We start from the raw sequence: 19,422 nt of genomic DNA, 5'->3' as shown, positions 1-19,422 counted from the left end.
CGATCAGCCCTGCTTTCCGAATGGGCAGAGGCTTTGCGCGTAATGGGCTTCGGCCATGCCATAGGATTTTGCTGCCACGGCCTGAAGCCCAGCGCGATCGCGGACAATGAGCTTACCGCGCTTGCAGCGAATCAATCCAATCCCTTCAAGGACGTGGAAGCAATCAGTCACGCTGGCACGTCGGATGTTCAGGGCAGCGCTAACATGGTCGTGGGTCAAGGGCAGGAGGTCTTCGTCCGCGCGATCATGCATCATCAGCAGCCAGCGGGCGATCCGGCGTTCGTTGGGGTCCGACGCGTTGGAGACGATCGTGCACGCCATCTGGACCATGAAATTGTGGACGAAGCGCAACAGCTTGTCGTTGAGCGAAGGGCTGGCACGGCAGGCCCAGATCAGCGGTTCCGCCCCTACCGACAATGCGGTCCCGCCGTGGAATTGCGCCAGCCCGAGAAATGGCGAGTGATCGCTGCCGAGCAAAAGCGGCCAGCCCGCCAGCCCTTCGCGACCGACTATCCCCACATGCGCGCGGTTGTCGGAAAAATGGGGCTCGCGGAACGTAATCAGCAGTTTCTCGGGAAACAGGACCCGGGTCAATTTCGCTCCCGGCTCCACCACGATTTCTCCATCCTCCAGAGTAACTCGGGTGAGGTGCGGGGAGATTAGGGCAAGATCGCTGAAGGAAAGCGAGCGCAGCAACAAATTTACATGCTGCCCTGTCTGCTCGGCGTTCACCTTTCGTCCGCCTTCATCTTGGTTTCAGCCAGCCAATCATGATTGAGATTCGCTTGCCGGCGCCAAAAAGATGCACCGCGTACGCCACCGTACTGGGCGGCTTCCTCAGCGGAACTTGCGTGTTTGCGCCATGGTTGGGCTCTCACTGCAATCCAGGGAGGCAGCCGATGACCAGCGACACCGAATTGCTCGAAGTCTTCGATGCGCGCGCGAAGCGCCGCGACTCGCGACGAGATTTTTTCAAGGCGTTCGGAACGGCTTCGGCGCTCGCCGGTGGTTTCGTCCTTGCGACCAAAACGGATCCCGCCTCCGCCCAGGCAGCGCCGAGCGACGCGGATATCCTCAACTTCGCGCTCAATCTCGAATATCTGGAGGCGCAATTCTATTCCTACGCGGCCAACGGCGTGGGCCTTCCGGCAAACCTCCTGTCCGGGCCCGGCACGACAGGCGCAGCTACCGGCGGTCGCGCGGTGGCGTTCACCGATCCGGTGGTAGCGCAATATGCCCGTGAGATCGCCGCGGACGAGATAGCGCACGTCACATTCTTGCGCACTGCCATCGGCGCAACCGCGGTAGGTCAGCCTGCGATCGACATCGGCACGGCACCCAGCGGTGCGTTCTCGACTGCGGCCCGCGCCGCCGGTCTCATTCCGGCAGGCGCCTCGTTCGACCCCTATGGGAGTGACGAAGCCTTCCTGCTGGCGGCCTTCATTTTCGAGGATGTTGGGGTGACTGCCTATAAAGGCGCGTCGCCGCTGCTTAGCAGCAAGGTCTTCCTGGAGGCCGCCGCGGGTATCCTTGCGGTCGAGGCCTATCACGCCAGCATCGTCCGCACGACGCTCTACGCCAAGGGGATCGCGACCCCGGCGGCGATGATCGGGTCCAAGACGATCATCGAGGCGACCGAGAGCGTTTCAGGCGCGCGCGACAGTCTGGATGGTGCGAGCGATATCGACCAGGGCGTTCGTGCCACCGGTGCCGGCGCAACCCTGGCGAGCAACATCGCTCCGCTGGACGGCAACGGTCTCGCCTACAGCAGGACGGCGGGTCAGGTTCTCAACATCGTCTATCTCAACAATGCCGCCGTTACGGGCGGCGGGTTCTTTCCCGCCGGCGTCAATGGTCCGCTGCGCATGAGCGCCGCCAACTAAACCTCACAGGGAGCTAATCGTCATGAACCAGCACGACATGGTCCTCGAGGTTCTCGAGGCGCGCGAAAAGCGCCAGGCGGATCGCCGCCGTTTCATCAAGGTGGCGAGTGCAGCGTCTGCCGCCGTCGCGGGCGCAACCCTTCTCAGCGCATGCGGCAGCAAAAATGACGGCGATGTCTTCAGCCCCATCGTCACCCCGACCCCGACGCCCCCCGCGGCGATTACCGATCAGGATGTTCTGAACTTTGCGCTCAACCTCGAATATCTCGAAGCGCAATTCTATTCCTACGCTGCGTTCGGCACGGGGCTTCCAGCCAACATCCTAACGGGCACCGGCACCCAGGGCGCGGTGACCGGCGGTCGCCAGGTCGCTTTCACCGATCCGCTCGTGGCGCAATATGCGCGCGAGATCGCTGCCGACGAAGTGGCGCATGTGCGTTTCCTGCGCACGGCGATCGGCGCAACGGCGGTCGCCCAGCCGGCGATTGACATCGGGAGCTCTGCGACGGGCGCATTCTCGGCGGCGGCCCAGGCGGCGGGCGTGATCCCGGCCGGCGCGGCGTTCGATCCCTACGCAAGCGACGAGGCGTTCCTGCTCGGCGCCTTCATCTTCGAGGATGTGGGCGTCACGGCCTATAAGGGCGCGTCGCCGCTAATCACCAACAAGACCTTCCTCGAGGCCGCCGCCGGCATCCTCGCTGCCGAGGCCTATCATGCCGGCTTGGTCCGCACGGTGCTATACCGCAAGGGCATCAACGCGCCGACGGCGATGATCGGCACCAAGACGATCATCGAAGCGACCGAGAGCGTTTCCGGCGCGCGCGACAGTTTGGACGGTGCCAGCGATCTCGATCAGGGCGTTCGGCCGATCGGTACCGCGTCGAATATCGTGCCCACCGACGGCAGTGGTGTCGCCTACAGCCGCACCGCCGGGCAGGTGCTCAACATCGCCTTCCTGAACCGCATGGCAACGGATCGCGGCGGCTTCTTCCCGGCGGGGGTGAACGGATCGATCCGCCTCAGCACGGCGAGCTAAGATGCCGCCTTTTGCGGGCGATGCAGCCGCGTCCGGCGGCATCGTGGAAGAGCGGTCTCCCAGCCTGGCCGGGTCCTTTCGCACCATCGCGGTGCCGATCGGCCCCGGCCACTTCTGGCGCAAGCTCGCGGCCTTTGCCGGACCCGGCTATCTCGTCGCGGTCGGCTATATGGATCCGGGCAATTGGGCGACCGATCTGGCTGGCGGTTCGGGATTCGGTTACACCCTTCTCTCGGTTATCCTGCTGTCGAACCTGATGGCGATGCTGCTTCAGTCACTCTCCGCGAAGCTGGGTATCGTGACCGGCCTCGACCTCGCCCAAACCTGCCGCCAGGCCTATGGCCCCAAGGTCCGGCTCGGACTTTGGGGTCTTTGCGAACTGGCGATCATCGCCTGCGACCTCGCAGAAGTGCTGGGTACTGCGATCGCGCTGAAGCTGCTGTTCGGCATCCCGCTCGTGGCCGGGGTCGCGATTACCGCTCTGGACGTGCTGCTGATCCTGACGCTGCAGCGCTACGGCTTCCGCAAGCTCGAAGCCTTCATCTTCGCCCTGCTGATCGTGGTCGCGCTGTGCTTCGGCGTGGAGCTGGCGATGGCCCAGCCGAGCCTCGCCGCGATTGGCGCGGGTCTCGTCCCGAGCGTGGAAATCGCGACAAACCCGGCGATGCTCTACATCGCCATCGGCATCCTCGGCGCGACGGTGATGCCGCATAATCTCTATCTTCACTCTTCGATCGTGCAGACGCGCAGCTTCGAACGCTCGACGGAGGGCAGGAAGGAAGCGATCGCCCTCGCGACGATCGACAGCACCGTCGCGCTCGCGCTCGCCTTCTTCGTCAACGCCGCGATCCTGATCCTCGCAGCCGCCGCCTTCCACGAGACGGGCCGCACCGACGTGGCCGGAATCCAGGACGCCTATCATCTGCTCACCCCAGCCCTCGGCGCCGGGATCGCCAGCACGCTGTTCGGCGTCGCCCTGCTCGCCTCGGGCCAGAATTCGACGATCACTGGCACGCTCGCCGGGCAGATCGTGATGGAGGGGTTCCTCAATCTGCGCATGCCTGTCTGGTTGCGGCGGACGATCACGCGCTCGCTGGCAATCATTCCCGCGGTCATTGTGGTCGGTCTCTATGGCGACAGCGGCGCGACCAAGTTGCTGGTGTTCAGCCAGGTGGTGCTGAGCCTGCAGCTCCCTTTTGCGGTGGTGCCGTTGGTGCGCTTCACCGGCGATCGCGTACGCATGGGCCAGTTCGCTAATCGCGGCTGGATCCGCTTCGCCGCGTGGGCCGTCGCGGCGACCATCATAGGGCTCAACGGCCTTCTGCTCAGCTACATGTTCTGATCATCGTTACGACAGGGAGAATAATCATGCGCAAATCGATACTCGGAGCTTCGGGCCTCCTCCTGTTTGTCGCCCCGTCCGCCTATGCGCAGGAATTCGATGGCCCCTATATCGGTGTCGCCGTAGGGTATGGCTTCGAGAAGGGCGGCACCAACGAGACCGTCCGCTTCGATCGCGGCTTCGATGGCACCGACGATGTCGTGACCACCACCGCCGGCACCGACGCCTTCTCCCCCGGCTTCTGCGACGGCCGCGCCAGATCGACCGCCAACGCCGGCTGCAAGCGCGAGAACGGCATCGATTACCATTTTCGCGCCGGGTACGACGCCCAGTTCGGAAATTTCGTCCTGGGTGTGGTGGGCGAAGCCGGCAGCAGTTCGATGCGCGACAGCGTGAGTGCCTTCAGCACCACGCCCGCTTCTTACACCCTCACCCGCAAGATCGACTGGGAAGCGGCGGTTCGTGTTCGCGCCGGCTATGCGCTCGGCGGCACGACCCTTGCCTATGTGACGGCCGGGCCATCCTATGCCGAGATCAAGAACACCTTCTCGACAAGCAATGGTCAGAACGCCTTCCTGGACAATGGCGATTTCAGGGAATGGGGCGTATCGGGCGGCGGCGGCATCGAGCACAAGATTTCGTCGAGCGTCTCGGTCGGCGTGGAATATCTCTACACGCGCTACAACGACGACAATTATCGCGTGCGCGCCACCCGCGGCGCGGCAAACGCGATCAACCCGTTCATCCTGTTCGGCGCGCCTGGGACCGAGTTTCGTCGAAGCGACGATCGCTTCGACTTTCATGCGGTCCGCGGCACGTTATCGTTTCGATTCTGAACGGCAGATGAGGTGAGGACGCCGAGAAGCGGCATGCCCTGAGCAGCCCCCCAAATGCACGCAACATGCACGCCGAATACATTTGTGCCTATTGGCGTTGGCTAGAGAATGCATCCGCGCGCATCTGGACATATCCATTCGTAGATCGTATAGTGCGGACGTCGGCAAAGATGACTGAAGGCTGATTGAGGGGTAACCGAAACAAGTAATCACTATGATCTGTAGGTGTATTTGTGGGTATAAAATCGAAATCAATTTTAGTTGGGAAATGTTCTCAAATTGATGTCGATATTTATTAGGTTCTCTTCTGACCTACACCGTCGGCGGCAGCGGCCTGTACGGCAGCGACACGCTACACGGCAAGTGCGGTGCTACGCGATGCGGTCGCCGAGCAATGGCGCCCAGTCCGGACTGCGCTTAAAGCCCTCCGCGGGGCGGGTCCGCAGCCGATATTCACCATGGCTCCGATCTGCTTCAGCCAAGTAGGCTGCGAAGTCGTTCGATAGCAAAATACGAGTTCTTTCGGGAGCGGCAAGGAACCGCCTTTGGTGCAGGCTTGCCGCACCCTGCTGCCGCGCGTCTCAGCGTCGCTCGAACGCGCGCATCCCCGTCAGGCGGTTGTTGCTCAGCTCGATCGTCGAGCCGCTGAGGTCGGCGACGAAGGCCGGGTTGGGCGGCGCGCCGGGGGCCATGCTGGCGGTGTTGTCCTCGATGCGCAGGCCGCTCGAGGGATAGGTCCGCCCCTCCGCTGCCACCACGATCAGGCCCGAATGGTTGTCCTTGCTCTTGCCCTGGACGAAGGTGTTGCGCGCGATCAGCCCGGTGCCGCCTTCGGACAGGTCGATCATGTAGTTGGTCTTCTTGCCGGCGCTGTCGTCGAAGCTCGAATCGGTGATGTTCACCCGGCGTGCGCGCAGCTTGACGTAATGCCCGCCGGTGCCGCGCTCGAAGCGCGAGCGGGTGACCGAGACTTCGCCGTCGACCGCGAGATAGATCGCATGGCTGCAATTCTCGGTCTCGCATTGGCCGAGCCCGGAAAAGGTCGAGCGGTCGATGCTGATGCGGCGCACGGTCTCGTGGCCGCCGCCGAGGATGCCTTCCTGGCTGTCGAGGAACATCGAATTGGTGATCGTCAGGTCGCCCATCTCGTGGCGGATGCCGGCGCCGTTGCCGTCGGAGACGGCGTAACCGCGAAAGACGATGCCATCGATCGTCGAGCCGCGGCCGCGCAGCACGAAGCCGGCCTTTTCCTCGCAAACTTCCTTCTCGAAGACCACCGTGCCGGGCTGGCGCGCCTTGAAGGTGATCTTGCCGCCGGTCTGGACGGTGCATTGGCGATAGGTGCCCGGCGCGATCAGGATCGTGGCGTCGTCGTCGCGGATCGCAGTGACGGCGTCGTCGATCGAGCGATAGCCTTGACCCGTTTCGGCGACGACGAAAGGGGCTTCCTGCGCGGGAGCAGGGGCGGCGAGGGCGAGGAGGAGGAGAGCGCGCATGGTGCCGCCATACGCGCTCAGGTGGAAAGTTCGGGTTAATCGCGGAAGGAGCGGCTCCTCCTCCGCTCAGAAGCGGATGCCGACGCCGGCGCCGAGCAGCACGCCGTCGAGATCCTCCTTGGCGCTGGTGGTGACGCCCGCCACGGTCTGGTCCTCGCGCAGCTGGAGGTTGGCGTATCCCACCTTGCCGTAGAGCAACGCGTTAGGCGTGATCGGGGTGCCGATCCGGCCGGCCAGCGTCCATTCGCGGCGTTTCCGCAGCTCGCTGCCGTCGGTGGCGTTGCCGGTGGCGAAGCGTATGTCGGAGAGGTTCACGCCGCCTTCGATACCGGCGATCAGGCGGGAGTGAGCGCGGCGTCGTAGCCGATCGCGATGCCGTAGCCGAGGTCCGACTGCTTTGCCTTGCCGTCGCTGCCCAGCGTAGCGAGGTCGAAGCGGAGCTGGTCGAGGCCGATGCTGGCTTCGGCGCGCGGGCCGGCGAATTCGGTGGCGTCCTGCGCGAGTGCGGGCGTGCCTGCGAACATCGCCGCGGTCAGGACGATGAGGTGAAACCGGGTCATGGATACTCCTGTACTGGCGCGCCCTGGGGGTGCGGGCGCTGGAGCCAGTTGCGGAGCGGCAGTCTCGGCGGGATTTCGTTTCGTTGCGGGATGTGGGGCATTGTTGCGAGGCGATCACGCCAATGAGCTCCCCTCCCTGAAAGGGAGGGGAGTTTTGTTTATCCCCGCAGCATCTTGATGATCCCCGAGAAATCGAGCGTCGCGCCGTCGCCATTGGCGAAATTCTCGTAGAGTTCCTCGGCGCGCGCGGCCATCGGGGTTTCGGCATCGACGCTGGCCGCCGCTTCGAGCGCGAGCTTGAGGTCCTTGAGCATCAGCGCGGCGGCAAACCCGCCTTGATAGTCGCGGTCAGCCGGGGTTTCGGGGCCGACGCCGGGGACGGGGCAATAGCTCGTGATCGACCAGCTCTGGCCCGAGCTGACCGAGGCGATGTCGTAGAGCTTCTGCAAGTCGAGCCCGAGCTTCTCGGCCAGCGCGAAGCTCTCGCAGGTGGCGATCATCGTCGCGCCGAGCATCATGTTGTTGCAGATCTTCGCGCCCTGGCCCGCGCCGCTGGTCCCCGCGTGGATCACGGCCTTGCCCATGTCCGACAGGAAGGGCTCGGCGCGGCTGAACGCGGCCTCGCTGCCGCCGACCATGAAGGTGAGCGACCCCGCATTGGCCGCGGCGATCCCCCCCGAGACCGGCGCGTCGACCGCGGCAAGGCCGTTCGCGGCGGCGGCCTCGGCGACGCGGCGCGCGGTGGCGACGTCGATCGTCGAGCAGTCGATCAGGATCGCGCCGGCATCGGCGTGGGGGAGGATGTTGTCGGTATAGACCGCTTCGACATGTCGGCCGGCGGGGAGCATGGTGATGACCGCCTCGGCGCCTTCGATCGCGGCATTGGCGTCCTGGGCAGGGAGGCAGCCGGCCTTCTTCGCCTTGTCGAGGGCCTCTGCAGATAGGTCGAAGGCGCGGACATCATGGCCCGCCTTGGCGAGGTTGGCAGCCATGCCGCCGCCCATATTGCCCAGCCCGATGAATGCGATGCGTGCCATGTTGTCCTCTCTTTTATCGTCATCCCGGCGAAAGCCGGGATCTCGTGCCGCGCGCGTGCGCTAACCTCATGAGACCCCGGCTTTCGCCGGGGTGACGGTTATTCTACTTCCCCGACCACGCACCCGGGCGCTTTTCGACGAAGGCGGCCATGCCCTCCTTCTGGTCCGCCGTGCCGAACAGCGCGTGGAACAGCCGGCGCTCGAACTGGACGCCCTGCGCCAGATTGGTCTCGAACGCCGCGTTGACCATCTCCTTGCTCGCCAGCACGGCGAGCGGCGCCATGCCGGCGATCGTCGCGGCGGTCTCGACCGCGTCCTCGACCAGTTCGGCGGCGGGGACGATGCGCGCCACCAGCCCGGCCCGCTCTGCCTCGGCGGCGTCGATCATCCGGCCGGTGAGGCACATCTCCATCGCCTTGGCCTTGCCGACCGCGCGGGCGAGGCGCTGCGAGCCGCCCATGCCCGGCGAGACGGCAAGCTTGATCTCGGGCTGGCCGAATTTGGCGCTGTCCGCGGCGAGGATGAAGTCGCACATCATCGCCAGCTCGCAGCCGCCGCCCAGCGCATAGCCGGCGACCGCGGCGATGACCGGCTTCCGCGTGCGGGTGAAGGCGTCCCAGCCGGCAAAGAAGTCGTGGCCGTACATGTCGGCAAAGCCCTGCGCCTGCATCTCCTTGATGTCGGCACCCGCGGCAAAGGCCTTTTCGCTGCCCGTGATCACCGCGCAGCCCTGCGTGGGATCCTTGTCGAACGCGGCCATCGCTTCGAGCAGCTCGGAGAGGACCTGGCTGTTGAGTGCGTTCAATGCCTGGGGGCGGTTGAGCGTGACGAGCGTGACGGCGCCGCGCTGCTCGACGAGGATGGTCTGGTAGCTCATTGGAAATCCTTCATGCGGGCGCCCATTCCTGGTCGGCGGGAAGGGGCGCGAAGATCTGGTCGATGACGTGATCGGTAACGCCTTCGATCGTGGCGGGCTGCCAGCGCGGGGCGTTGTCCTTGTCGACGATCACCGCGCGGACGCCCTCGGCGAAATCGGGGCGCTGGACGACGCGCGAGGCGACGGCGAATTCCTGGCGCATCTCGTCCTCGAAGCTCGGCATGTGGCGGCCCTGGCGGACGAGGTGGAGCGAGACCTTCATCGCCTGGGGCGACTTGGTAGCGAGGATCGCGAGCTGTTCGCGCGCCCATAGCCCGCCATCGGCAGCGAGCGCGGCGACGATCTCCTCGAGCGTATCGGCGGCGAACAGGCGGTCGATATCGGCGCGCTGGTCGAGGATCGCGGCTTGGCCGGGGTCTTCGGAGAGGGCGTCGAGCGTGGCGGCGATCGCCTGGGGATTGGCGGCGATCTCGGCCTTGGCCTGGTCGAGCTTCTCGGCTGCGAGATAATGGGTGGCGAGGCCGAGCGCGCGGCAATCGGCGCCGTTCAGCCGCGCGCCGGTGAGCGCGATATATTCGCCCAGATGACCCGGCAGGCGCGAGAGATACCAGCCGCCGCCGACATCGGGGAACAGGCCGATCCCGGTCTCGGGCATCGCGAAGCGGGTATTCTCGGTCGCTACGCGGAACTTGGCGGGCTGCGAGATGCCGACGCCGCCGCCCATCGTGATCCCGTCCATGAACGCGACGATCGGCTTGGCATAGGTGAACAGCGCGTGGTTGAGCTGGTATTCGAGCCTGAAGAAGGCGCGCGCGGCTTCGCCGTCGCCGGCGCCACTCAGCGCGATCATGCGGATGTCGCCGCCGGCACAGAAGCCGCGGCCTTCGGCATGGTCGATCAGCACGGCCTCGATCGCGGGGTCCGCACGCCAGGCGGCGAGGGCTTCGAGCATCGCGGCGCACATCTGCGTGTTGAGCGCGTGGATCGCCTTGGGGCGGTTGAGCCGGATCCGGCCGGTGCGGGCTTCGGTGAAGGAGAGAATGTCTTCGGTCACTGTCGCGTCAACTCCCGGCCGATGATCATGCGCATCACCTGGTTGGTCCCTTCGAGGATCGAGTGGACGCGCAGGTCGCGCCAGAAGCGTTCGATCGGATAGTCCTGGAGATAGCCATACCCCCCGTGAAGCTGGAGCGCGCGATCGACCACCGAGCTGCCGGTATCGGTGGCGAGGCGCTTCGCCATTGCCGCAAACCGCGTCTTGTCGGGCGCGCCGGCGGTGACCTTGGCGGCGGCGAGGTAGAGCAGCGCGCGGGCGGCCTCGAGCTCGGTCGCCATGTCGGCCAGCACGAACTGGGTGTTCTGGAAGTCCGCGATCGGCTTGCCGAATTGCTGACGATCCTTGGTATAGGCGATCGCCTCGTCGAGGCAGCGTTGCGCGCCGCCCAGCGAGCAGGCGCCGATGTTCAAGCGGCCGCCGTCCAATCCCATCATCGCGAAGCGGAAGCCGTCGCCTTCGCCGCCGACACGGTTCTCGACCGGAACGCGGACGTCCTCGAAGGTCACCTGCCGCGTCGGCTGCGAATGCCAGCCGAGTTTCCGCTCGTTGGCGCCGAAGCTCACGCCAGGCATGTCCTTCTCGATCACCAGGCAGGAGATGCCCTTGGGGCCCTCCTCGCCGGTGCGGACCATCGTGACGTAGACCTCGTTCTCGCCCGCGCCCGAGATGAACTGCTTCGATCCATTGACGACATAATGATCGCCGTCGCGCACCGCCTTGGTCTTGAGCGCGGCGGCATCGGAGCCCGACGACGGTTCGGTGAGACAATAGCTGGCGAGGCGCTCCATCGTGATCAGGCTGGGGAGGTACTTGGCCTTGAGGTCGGCGCTGCCGAAGGTATCGATCATCCAGCTCGCCATGTTGTGGATAGAGATGAAGGCGCTGGTCGACGGGCAGCCATAGGCCATCGCCTCCATGATCAGCGCCGCCTCGAGCCGGCCGAGGCCGATCCCGCCGCTCTCCTCCGAGACGTAGATCGAGGCGAAGCCGAGCTCGGCCGCGGCCTTGATCGTCTCGCGCGGGAAGATGTGCTTTTCGTCCCACTCCGCGGCATGCGGGGTGATCGCGTCCGCGGTGAATTGCTGCGCCATCTCCTGGATCTGGCGCTGCTCGTCGGTGAGGTCGAATTGGGTCATTTGTCGATGGTTTCCGAGATGAGGTCCCACCCGTACCGGTAGGAATGATTGCAGGAACCCGGTTCCGGCTCGGCCACATGGATACGGTGTATCAGGGAGGCGCGCTCGGTCGCATCCTTCGCGCGCAATCCGATCAGGATGAGCGTCAGCCGGTCTTCGTCCGGAGAATAGTTGGTCCGACCGTGGAACAGGTGCCTGGTGCGCCGTCCACCGGCGCTGCGGAACACGCGGGTCTGGCCATCCTCGGTGACCGCCATGCTGGTGTAGGACTCGCCGCCGATGATCTCGCTTTCGATCAACTGCAATTTGTCATGCGGGGTGCGCAGCGTGAAGCGCGCGGATTCAGTGCCCGCACTTTCGACCTTGAGGGTCTCGCCCTCGGCCAGATCGACATAGCTATGCATCAGGCACGCGCGGCCCGGCCCCTTAAATGCTCCGGTTTCCGGCGCAGCGCCAAGGCCCGGCGACAGCGCGAGGAGGGCGAGGATCATTCTGCGGAGGCTTCATGCAGCACGCGCTCGGCGAAGAGGCGGTTGGCGAGCTTGATGTCGTTGCGGGCGTACCAGCGTGGGGCGGGCAGGCCCTTTTCCCAGGCGAGCAGCTCGGTGAGCGTGCCGTTGGCGCTGGGGACGTCGGGGGCGGCGGTGTTGAGCGGGTCGGCATAGGCGACATCCGCAGTGACGATTTCCCAGCCTTTGGCGCGCAGGCCCGCGACGAGGTCGCCGATGTAGAGCGCGGCGATGTCGGTCTCGTGGAGGAGCATGACATGGACCGGCGAGCGGCTGATCGTCTTGACCATCAGGCCGTCGGCGAACTCGGCGGCCTCGACATGCGTCTCGACATAGAGGTCGCGCAGCGCAGCCATGTCGATCGTCTTGCCGGCCTTCTTCGCCTCGACCGTCAGCGTTTCGATATTCCAGTCCGAGCCCTCGGCGGTGACATAGCCGTTGGTGAGGCCGCGCGCAGCCAGGCCCGCGCGGACGGCGTCGCGCTTGGCCTTGTCCTTCCCGCCTTCGTCGAGAAACGGATAGCGGAACCAGGGGCGGTGGCCGGGGCGCGGGGCGAGCCACGCCTCGGCTTTATCTATATCGGCGAGATAGGCGTCGGCGGTCAGCTGGTTGAGGTGCGGGTGGCTGAAGCTGTGGTTGGCGATGACGTGGCCGGCGCGGACATAGTTCGCAACCAGCGCTTCGTCGGCGGGGCTCTGCACCTTGCCCGGATTGACGAAGAACGCGGCCTGCTCGACCTGGGCTTTCTTGAGGCTGGCGATCAGGCGTTTGGCGCGTTCCTGCGGCGTGAAGAACGCGCCGGCGGCGCGGGGCGTGTCGTCGAAAGTCAGCGCGATGCGCTTCTGCGCGACTGCAGTCGGTGCGAGCACGAGCAGGAACAGCGCGGCAAAGGCGGAGACGAGGCTTCGGATCATGCGCACCTGCGATAGCGCAGCGCGCCGGGCATTGCATCGGCGCCCTGTTCGCGGCGAACCAGCGTCTTGCCGCCATCCTGGCCGTCGAGCACCACGCGGCGCTTCCAGGTCGTGCCTTCGCCTTCGAAGATGAAATCGCCGACGATGCGGCTGTCGTCCTTCTCGACGACCGTGCCGAGCGTGCCGACCGATTCGTAGAAGCGCAGCGTCTCGCCCGAGACGACGAGCGATCCTTGATGCTCGCCGGGGACCGACTTGCAGTCGGCGGCTACGAGGCCCCATCGGCCGCGCAGCGTGCGGGGAATGCGCGCCTCGATCGGGCCGGCGTCTTCGGTCGCGCTGGGCGAAGGCGTAGGGGAGGCGACGGCCGCGGGAGATGCTGCCGGTGCCGGCTGCACGGGCCGGGCGGGGGTGGTCACCGTCTCGTTGCGCGGGATCGCGATCGTGTCGTTGCCCGGTGCCGGCTCGCGGTCGCCGCCGCAGCCGGCGAGCGTCAATGCGGCGACGATCATCACGGTGTTGCGCATGCTCTTCCCTCGTTTCGATCGCGAGTCCAACGCAGGCCGGCGCCGGGTCGATCCTCAGCCCATCGTCGGGATGACGAAGGCGTCCTGGATGCGCGACGGGCCGCCATCCTCGCTGCCGCGCGGGAGATCGGCCGAGCCGTCGGGCCAGCGCTGCGTGACGGTCTTGGTCTTGGTCCAGAAGCGGACGCCCTCCATCCCGTGCTGGTTGATGTCGCCGAATGCGCTGCGCTTCCACCCGCCGAAGCTGTGATAGGCGACCGGCACCGGGATCGGCACGTTGATCCCGACCATGCCGACATTGACGCGCGATGCGAACTCGCGCGCGGCATGGCCGTTGCGGGTGAAGATCGCGACGCCGTTGCCGTACTGGTGCTCGCTCGGCAGGCGCAGTGCGGTCTCGAAATCGGGGGCGCGGACGATCTGGAGGACTGGCCCGAAGATCTCCTCCTTGTACGCCTGCATGTCGGGCGTGACGCGGTCGAACAGCGACGGGCCGATGAAGAAGCCTTCTTCATGCCCCTGCAGCTGGAAGCCGCGGCCGTCGACGACGAGCTCGGCGCCTTCGTCGACCCCGGTCTTGATCCAGTTCTCGACGCGTTGCTTGTGCGCGGCGTTCACGACGGGGCCGTAATGCGCGTCATTGTCGGTCGAGACGCCGACGCGGAGCGCTTCGATTGCGGGGATCAGCTTGGCGCGCAGCGCGTCGGCGGTCTTGTCGCCGACGGGGACCACCACCGGCAGCGCCATGCAGCGCTCGCCCGCCGAGCCGAACGCTGCGCCCGACAGATCCGCGACGACCTGGTCGAGATCGGCATCGGGCATGACGATGCCGTGGTTCTTGGCGCCGCCCATCGCCTGAACGCGCTTTCCGGCCTCGACACCGCGGCGATAGACATAATGTGCGATGTCCGACGAGCCGACGAACGACACGGCGCTGATCGCGGGATGGTCGAGGATCGCGTCGACCATTTCCTTGTCGCCCTGGACGACCTGGAGCACGCCCTCGGGCAGCCCAGCCTCGAGCATCAGCTCGGCGAGGCGGACGGGGACCGACGGGTCGCGCTCGGAGGGCTTGAGCAGGAAGGCGTTGCCGGTGGCGATGGCGATGCCCGACATCCAGAGCGGAATCATCGCCGGGAAGTTGAACGGCGTGATGCCCGCGCCGATCCCGAGCGGCTGGCGCATCGAATAGACGTCGATGCCGGGGCCGGCGCCCTGGGTATATTCGCCCTTGAGGACGTGCGGGATGCCGCAGGCGAATTCGATGACTTCGAGCCCGCGCTGGATGTCGCCCTTGGCGTCGGCGATGACCTTGCCGTGCTCGGAGGAAAGCAGGTGGGCGAGGGCGTCCATGTTCGCCTCGACCAGTTCCTTGAACTTGAACATCACGCGGGCGCGGCGCTGCGGGTTGGTCGCGGCCCAGCCGGGCTGGGCGGTCTGCGCGGCGGCGATGGCGCGGTCGAGGTCGGCCTGGGTGCCGAGCGACACGCGCGCCTGGACCTGGCCGGTATTGGGATCAAAAACGTCGGCGGTGCGCGATGCTCCGCCGCCCGAATGGCCTGCGATGAGGTGATCGATCGTGCGCATAAACTCTCCTGCGGCGGGCACGATGGCCCGACTCGTCGTGTAATTTTATTGCGCAATGACACAGTGACCGCGGCTACTCAATCCTCCGGAACCGCGTCCATCCGCGCCGCGCTCCGGCCTGCCGCAGGCGCAAATAAATTCGCGATTGTCACGGAGGTGTAACCAGCGGTGAAGCTCGCCTTTACCAACCAGCCCTAGGCGGGGTGCATGACGGTCGCACCCGCATCCCCTCCGCCAGCACCGAATTCGGGCTGGCTTTCCGACGCCGAAGCCGATCCGCCCTGGGCGACGCTCGACGATTCGCTGTTCAAGGCAGTCGATCTGTTCAACTCGGATACCGACCTGCGGCTGATGCCGGTGGTCGATACCGCGCATCGCCCGATCGGCGCGATCTTCGAAAAGGACGTGCGGCGGCTGCTGCTCAATCCGTTTGGGCACGCGCTGCTGCGAAACCCGTATTTCGGGCATGGCGTGGTGCGCCACGTCCGCGCCTGCCCGGTCGCCGAGATCGACACCGGCATCGGCGCGCTGATCCACGCCTATCGGCGTGCCGGGGGCAGCGAAGGCATGATCCTGACCCGCAACGGCCGGCTGGCGGGGGTGATCGGCAATCGCCGGCTGCTGCTGCTTGCCGCCGAATATGAGCGGACCAGCGCCGCGGGCCGCGTAGCGCGTGCCGAGCGGATCGAGCGCGCCAGCGAACGGTTCGAAGGCGAAGTCGCGTCGCTGGCGCAGGCGCTCGGCGACCTTTCGGCGATGCTCCAGCACAGCGCCGCCGAAACCGGCCACCGCGCGACCGAAGTCGGCGAGCGGGCAGTGGCCGTCGCCTCGGCCGCGTCGCAGACCAGCGACAATATGCGCGAGATCGCTGCGCGCGGGCGCGACCTTGCCGCGTCGCTCGAACAGGTCGAGGGCAATACCCAGGCGGCCGAGGCGGCAGCGGGCAAGGTCTCGGCGCTGGTCCGTGCCGGCAGCGCACGCACCCGCGAACTGCATCGCGCGGCGCAGACGGTCGATTCGGTGATCGCGCTGATCAGCGACATTGCCGGGCAGGTGAATCTGCTCGCGCTCAACGCGACGATCGAGGCGGCGCGCGCGGGCGAAGCGGGGCGGGGCTTCACCGTCGTCGCCAACGAAGTGAAGCAGCTCTCCAACCAGACCGGCGTGGCGGCGGGGCGGATCACTGCGCACGTCGCCGAGATCCGCCGCGGTATCGACGACGTCGCGCTCGGGCATATGCAGGTCGAAGAGGCGATCGCGTCGATGGTCGATCTCGCCGCGGGGGTGCAGGGCGCGATCGCGGCGCAGCAGGCCGCGACGCACCTGATCGCGCGCAATGTCGAGGAGGCGGTCGGCGCGAGCAATGCGATTCGTCACGATGTCGAGGCGATCGGCGGCACCTCGCGCACTGCGTCGAGCAGCGCGGGCGACATGCACGCGCTGGCCGCGCGGCTTCAGCGCGATGCCGGCACGCTGTCGGTCGAGCTGGGCGCCTTCCTGGCGGAGCTGCGCAGCGCCTGATCCGGCTATCCTATTGAGAAAGCGGAACGAGTGCGAAGGGGCGGCGTTGGGGCAGCGCAGGAGGATGCCATCATGAAGAAGCTACATCTGGTTCTGGGATTCACGTCGGCGCTCGCGCTTTCCGCGTGCGGTGGCAGCGAGACCACCACCACGACGACCAACACGGTTGTCACCGATAATTACACCGGCATGGACGCACCCACCGACGCCAACATGGCCGACAACGCGCTGATGACCGATGCAGCCGCGACGCCGGGCCAGACCTTCGCCAACGAAGTCGGCGCGAGCAATCACTATGAGGTCGAGGCGGGCAAGCTCGCGCAGGAAAAGGCGCAGGAGCAGAAGTTCAAGGACTTCGGCAAGATGATGGTCGAGCAGCACAATGCCTCGACCGAGAAGCTCAAGGCCGCGGCGGCCAAGGCGAGCCCGGCGATCGCGCCCAACCCGGCGCTGACTGCCGAGCAGGAGACCAACCTCGCGGCGCTGCGCAGTGCCGAGGGCGCGGCGTTCGACGCGCTCTACAAGACCCAGCAGGTCGCGGCGCACGAGAAGGCGCTGACGACGGTCAAGGCCTATGCCGCGAGCGGCGAGGTGGCCGAGCTCAAAACCTTTGCGGGCGACGCCGTGAAGGTAGTCGAGGCGCATCTGGCGAAGATCAAGGGGCTCTAAGGGCTCCGACAAGGTTTGGAGAGTCGCCTTCGGCAAGGGGGCGCCTCTTCTATATTCCCCTCCCTGAAAGGGAGGGGAGTTTTAGGTTCTACGCCGCCTGTTCCCGCCCTGCATCGGGCACCGCGCGGGGGCCGGTCGCCGCGGTTTCGGTACCCACGCGCTTGAGGCGGCCGTCGACTTGCCCCCCATTCTCGATCGTGATGTCCTCATATTCGATATCGCCGGCGATCCGGGCCGAGCGCTCGACCGTTAGATGCTTCACCCGGACGCTGCCTTCGATCGTGCCGGCGACCCGCGCGGTCTCGGCGGTGATGCCCCCGACGATGCGGCTGTCGGCGCCCTGGACGAGGCTGGCGCAGGCGACGTCGCCTTCGATGCTGCCGTCGATATGAAGGTCGGCGGTGGCGCGGACGTCGCCGGTAACCGCCATGTCGGGGCCGATCACCGAGAACATGCCGCGGCCTTTGGCATTGGCCTGGCCCGATCCCGAACTGCGCGCACCCTTGCTGCTGAACATCGGCTCACTCCCCCAATCCGGGACTCGAAGTCCGTTCGCGCTGCCTAGCATAGCGTACTTCCTCAGGCAGACTCCACAAGGCAGGTGGCGCGTCATCGTTGGCTGCGCAGCGGGCAGCGCGGCGAATCGCCAGCGCCGCGGCGGCGAGCATGGTCAGCGCGCCGAACGTGCCGAGCAGCGGGCTGCCCAGCCAAGCGGCGGCGACGCCGGTCGCGGTACCAACGAGCGCGGGCAGGTCGGTCGCGCGGGGGCGGCGGATCCGTGGCGCCACGAGAAGCAGCGGCACCAGCAGCGCCGCCGATCCCGGGCCGGGCAGCGCCGCGGCGATCAGCGCAGCGGGGAGCGCGGTGTCGGCGGCGGGGCGGGCAGGGGGTGCGCTGGTTTGCGCGAGATGGCAGGCAAGCAGCCCGGCAGCACCGGCGAAGAGCAGTCCGGTCAGCGGCGCGAGCCCGAGCGAGTCGAGGAGCTGCCACGCGCCCGGCTGCGGCGTGCCGATCGCACCAAGCAGCAGCGTAACCGCCGCGGCGAGGAGCGGGGGTGCGAGCCGGGAGAGAATCGGCCGCGAGAGCGCGATGGGGGAGGGGGCGTGCTGCATGCGGGGCGACTCTAGCGCGCGATGCGTTTATGGGCGGTTATCCTCGGGAGGCGAGCCAAGGGCGCCCCATTGACCGGTCTTGCCCGCACGGCTATAGGCGCCCCCGTTCCGCGAGGGCCCATTGGGCCGCAAGACTCGGGGAACAAAGAGCTGAACGTTGCTGGAGACGCAATGGCCCGGGGGGTCGCAGACACCCGGGGCCTTTTCGTATTCGTTAGAGTCTGGGCTCCAGCAAAGTAACCGCCGGGATATCCCGGTAACGCAAAGGTGAAGGGCTTCATGCCAACGATCAACCAGCTGGTCCGCAAGGGCCGCGAACTGCAGAAGACCAAGTCGAAGGTCCCTGCGATGGAGCAGAACCCGCAAAAGCGCGGCGTCTGCACCCGTGTCTATACCACGACCCCGAAGAAGCCGAACTCGGCGCTGCGCAAGGTTGCGAAGGTCCGCCTGACCAACCAGCGCGAAGTCATTTCGTACATTCCGGGCGAGGGCCACAATCTTCAGGAGCACTCGGTGGTCCTGATCCGCGGCGGCCGCGTGCGCGACCTTCCCGGCGTTCGCTACCACGTCCTTCGCGGCGTGCTCGATACGCAGGGTGTGAAGGATCGCCGCCAGTCGCGTTCCAAGTACGGCGCGAAGCGTCCGAAGTAAGCCGGTCGAGCATTCGACCATTTACGGCTGAAGTTTAGAAGGAAGATATCAGATGGCTCGTCGTCGTCGTCCCGAAAAGCGGGAAATCCTGCCTGATCCCGTGTACGGGGATGAGGTTCTTTCGAAGTTCATGAACTCGGTGATGCTCGACGGCAAGAAGTCCGTCGCCGAGAACATCGTCTATTCGGCGCTCGAAACCGTCGAGCAGCGCGCCAAGCGCGAACCGATCGGCGTGTTCCATGACGCGCTCAACAACATCAAGCCGGGCATCGAGGTCCGTTCGCGCCGCGTCGGCGGTGCGACCTACCAGGTTCCCGTGGAAGTGCGCCCCGAGCGCGCCCAGGCGCTTGCGATCCGCTGGCTCATCGCCTCGGCCCGCAATCGCAGCGAGCACACCATGTCGGCTCGTCTTTCGGGCGAGTTGCTAGACGCTTCGAACAACCGCGGCAATGCGGTCAAGAAGCGCGAAGATACCCACCGTATGGCCGAAGCGAACCGCGCCTTCAGCCACTACCGCTGGTAAAAAACGTGACTATATGGGTGGCGAGCGCTCCGGCGCTTTCCACCCATCACCGTTTGCCCTGAGCTTGTCGAAGGGCTGTACTTCTTCCCCGGAAGAAAGTGCGACAGGGCTTCGACAAGCTCAGCCCGAACGGGTTGGGATGTAGCCCA

22 protein-coding genes are annotated in these 19,422 nt (G+C 66.1%); 8 read left to right on the top strand and 14 right to left on the bottom strand.

What is annotated here, in order from left to right:
- Nucleotides 1-3 precede the first annotated feature (3 nt).
- Nucleotides 4-732 (bottom strand): Crp/Fnr family transcriptional regulator, encoded by a 729-nt coding sequence (locus RZN05_RS11775; RefSeq protein ID WP_317226797.1) that lies wholly within the window; start codon nucleotides 730-732, stop codon nucleotides 4-6.
- 167 nt (nucleotides 733-899) lie between these two features.
- On the opposite strand from RZN05_RS11775, the gene RZN05_RS11770 reads away from it, so the two are divergent.
- The 4 genes from RZN05_RS11770 to RZN05_RS11755 are packed head-to-tail and all read left to right on the top strand — an operon-like array spanning nucleotide 900 to nucleotide 5,097.
- The gene (locus RZN05_RS11770) at nucleotides 900-1,883 is read left to right on the top strand and encodes a ferritin-like domain-containing protein (protein ID WP_317227613.1); all 984 of its coding nucleotides are present in this window, start codon (nucleotides 900-902) and stop codon (nucleotides 1,881-1,883) included.
- Nucleotides 1,884-1,905: 22 nt separating this feature from the next.
- Nucleotides 1,906-2,919, top strand: coding sequence for a ferritin-like domain-containing protein (locus tag RZN05_RS11765; RefSeq protein ID WP_317226796.1), 1,014 nt, complete (start codon nucleotides 1,906-1,908; stop codon nucleotides 2,917-2,919).
- A gap of 1 nt (nucleotide 2,920) precedes the next feature.
- Nucleotides 2,921-4,261, top strand: a complete 1,341-nt coding sequence (locus tag RZN05_RS11760; RefSeq protein WP_317226795.1) for an Nramp family divalent metal transporter — start codon at nucleotides 2,921-2,923, stop codon at nucleotides 4,259-4,261.
- Nucleotides 4,262-4,287: 26 nt separating this feature from the next.
- Nucleotides 4,288-5,097 carry an outer membrane protein gene (locus RZN05_RS11755; RefSeq protein ID WP_317226794.1) on the top strand — a complete coding sequence of 270 codons (810 nt, stop codon included), beginning with the start codon at nucleotides 4,288-4,290 and terminating at the stop codon, nucleotides 5,095-5,097.
- Nucleotides 5,098-5,678: 581 nt separating this feature from the next.
- Here the strand turns inward: RZN05_RS11755 and RZN05_RS11750 are convergent.
- From RZN05_RS11750 to RZN05_RS11700, 11 genes are all read right to left on the bottom strand, one after another.
- Complete coding sequence (locus RZN05_RS11750) at nucleotides 5,679-6,593, bottom strand: right-handed parallel beta-helix repeat-containing protein (RefSeq protein WP_317226793.1); 915 nt, start codon at nucleotides 6,591-6,593, stop codon at nucleotides 5,679-5,681.
- A 66-nt stretch (nucleotides 6,594-6,659) separates the two neighbouring features.
- Nucleotides 6,660-6,908 carry an outer membrane protein gene (locus tag RZN05_RS11745; protein WP_317226792.1) on the bottom strand — a complete coding sequence of 83 codons (249 nt, stop codon included), beginning with the start codon at nucleotides 6,906-6,908 and terminating at the stop codon, nucleotides 6,660-6,662.
- A gap of 20 nt (nucleotides 6,909-6,928) precedes the next feature.
- On the bottom strand, nucleotides 6,929-7,153 hold the full coding sequence (locus RZN05_RS11740) for a hypothetical protein (protein WP_317226791.1): 225 nt from the start codon (nucleotides 7,151-7,153) through the stop codon (nucleotides 6,929-6,931).
- A gap of 158 nt (nucleotides 7,154-7,311) precedes the next feature.
- Nucleotides 7,312-8,190 (bottom strand): 3-hydroxyisobutyrate dehydrogenase, encoded by an 879-nt coding sequence (gene mmsB / locus RZN05_RS11735; RefSeq protein WP_317226790.1) that lies wholly within the window; start codon nucleotides 8,188-8,190, stop codon nucleotides 7,312-7,314.
- A gap of 103 nt (nucleotides 8,191-8,293) precedes the next feature.
- Entirely contained in the window at nucleotides 8,294-9,067 is a 774-nt protein-coding gene (locus tag RZN05_RS11730) for an enoyl-CoA hydratase (RefSeq protein WP_317226789.1), read from the bottom strand.
- 10 nt (nucleotides 9,068-9,077) lie between these two features.
- Nucleotides 9,078-10,121 (bottom strand): enoyl-CoA hydratase/isomerase family protein, encoded by a 1,044-nt coding sequence (locus RZN05_RS11725; protein ID WP_317226788.1) that lies wholly within the window; start codon nucleotides 10,119-10,121, stop codon nucleotides 9,078-9,080.
- On the bottom strand, nucleotides 10,118-11,260 hold the full coding sequence (locus RZN05_RS11720; protein ID WP_317226787.1) for an acyl-CoA dehydrogenase family protein: 1,143 nt from the start codon (nucleotides 11,258-11,260) through the stop codon (nucleotides 10,118-10,120). The genes RZN05_RS11725 and RZN05_RS11720 overlap by 4 nt, the downstream gene beginning before the upstream one ends.
- Nucleotides 11,257-11,751 (bottom strand): hypothetical protein, encoded by a 495-nt coding sequence (locus RZN05_RS11715; protein WP_317226786.1) that lies wholly within the window; start codon nucleotides 11,749-11,751, stop codon nucleotides 11,257-11,259. Before RZN05_RS11715 ends, RZN05_RS11720 begins: the two co-directional genes overlap by 4 nt.
- Nucleotides 11,748-12,683, bottom strand: coding sequence for a polysaccharide deacetylase family protein (locus RZN05_RS11710; RefSeq protein WP_317226785.1), 936 nt, complete (start codon nucleotides 12,681-12,683; stop codon nucleotides 11,748-11,750). The genes RZN05_RS11715 and RZN05_RS11710 overlap by 4 nt, the downstream gene beginning before the upstream one ends.
- Complete coding sequence (locus RZN05_RS11705) at nucleotides 12,680-13,210, bottom strand: hypothetical protein (protein WP_317226784.1); 531 nt, start codon at nucleotides 13,208-13,210, stop codon at nucleotides 12,680-12,682. Before RZN05_RS11705 ends, RZN05_RS11710 begins: the two co-directional genes overlap by 4 nt.
- Nucleotides 13,211-13,264: 54 nt before the next feature.
- Nucleotides 13,265-14,797 (bottom strand): CoA-acylating methylmalonate-semialdehyde dehydrogenase, encoded by a 1,533-nt coding sequence (locus RZN05_RS11700; RefSeq protein WP_317226783.1) that lies wholly within the window; start codon nucleotides 14,795-14,797, stop codon nucleotides 13,265-13,267.
- 207 nt (nucleotides 14,798-15,004) lie between these two features.
- On the opposite strand from RZN05_RS11700, the gene RZN05_RS11695 reads away from it, so the two are divergent.
- Together RZN05_RS11695 and RZN05_RS11690 are read left to right on the top strand one after the other, a co-directional pair.
- A complete protein-coding gene (locus RZN05_RS11695; RefSeq protein ID WP_317226782.1) occupies nucleotides 15,005-16,318 on the top strand; it encodes a methyl-accepting chemotaxis protein in 1,314 nt (437 codons plus the stop codon).
- A 72-nt stretch (nucleotides 16,319-16,390) separates the two neighbouring features.
- On the top strand, nucleotides 16,391-16,987 hold the full coding sequence (locus RZN05_RS11690) for a DUF4142 domain-containing protein (protein WP_317226781.1): 597 nt from the start codon (nucleotides 16,391-16,393) through the stop codon (nucleotides 16,985-16,987).
- Nucleotides 16,988-17,075: 88 nt separating this feature from the next.
- On the opposite strand, the gene RZN05_RS11685 is transcribed toward RZN05_RS11690, so the two are convergent.
- Nucleotides 17,076-17,504, bottom strand: a complete 429-nt coding sequence (locus RZN05_RS11685; RefSeq protein ID WP_317226780.1) for a bactofilin family protein — start codon at nucleotides 17,502-17,504, stop codon at nucleotides 17,076-17,078.
- Between the two features lie 4 nt (nucleotides 17,505-17,508).
- Nucleotides 17,509-18,099: a hypothetical protein gene (locus RZN05_RS11680; protein ID WP_317226779.1), complete on the bottom strand. Its 591-nt coding sequence runs from the start codon at nucleotides 18,097-18,099 to the stop codon at nucleotides 17,509-17,511.
- Nucleotides 18,100-18,378: 279 nt separating this feature from the next.
- Between RZN05_RS11680 and rpsL the strand changes: the two genes are divergently transcribed.
- Together rpsL and rpsG are read left to right on the top strand one after the other, a co-directional pair.
- A complete protein-coding gene (rpsL, locus tag RZN05_RS11675) occupies nucleotides 18,379-18,750 on the top strand; it encodes a 30S ribosomal protein S12 (protein WP_086129340.1) in 372 nt (123 codons plus the stop codon).
- 52 nt (nucleotides 18,751-18,802) lie between these two features.
- Entirely contained in the window at nucleotides 18,803-19,273 is a 471-nt protein-coding gene (rpsG, locus tag RZN05_RS11670) for a 30S ribosomal protein S7 (RefSeq protein ID WP_317226778.1), read from the top strand.
- The last annotated feature ends 149 nt before the right edge of the window (nucleotides 19,274-19,422 follow it).

Origin of the sequence: Sphingomonas sp. HF-S4, assembly GCF_032911445.1 — a bacterium.
Taxonomy (GTDB): Bacteria; Pseudomonadota; Alphaproteobacteria; order Sphingomonadales; family Sphingomonadaceae; genus Sphingomonas; species Sphingomonas agrestis.
This window is presented reverse-complemented; position numbering and strand designations above follow the sequence as displayed.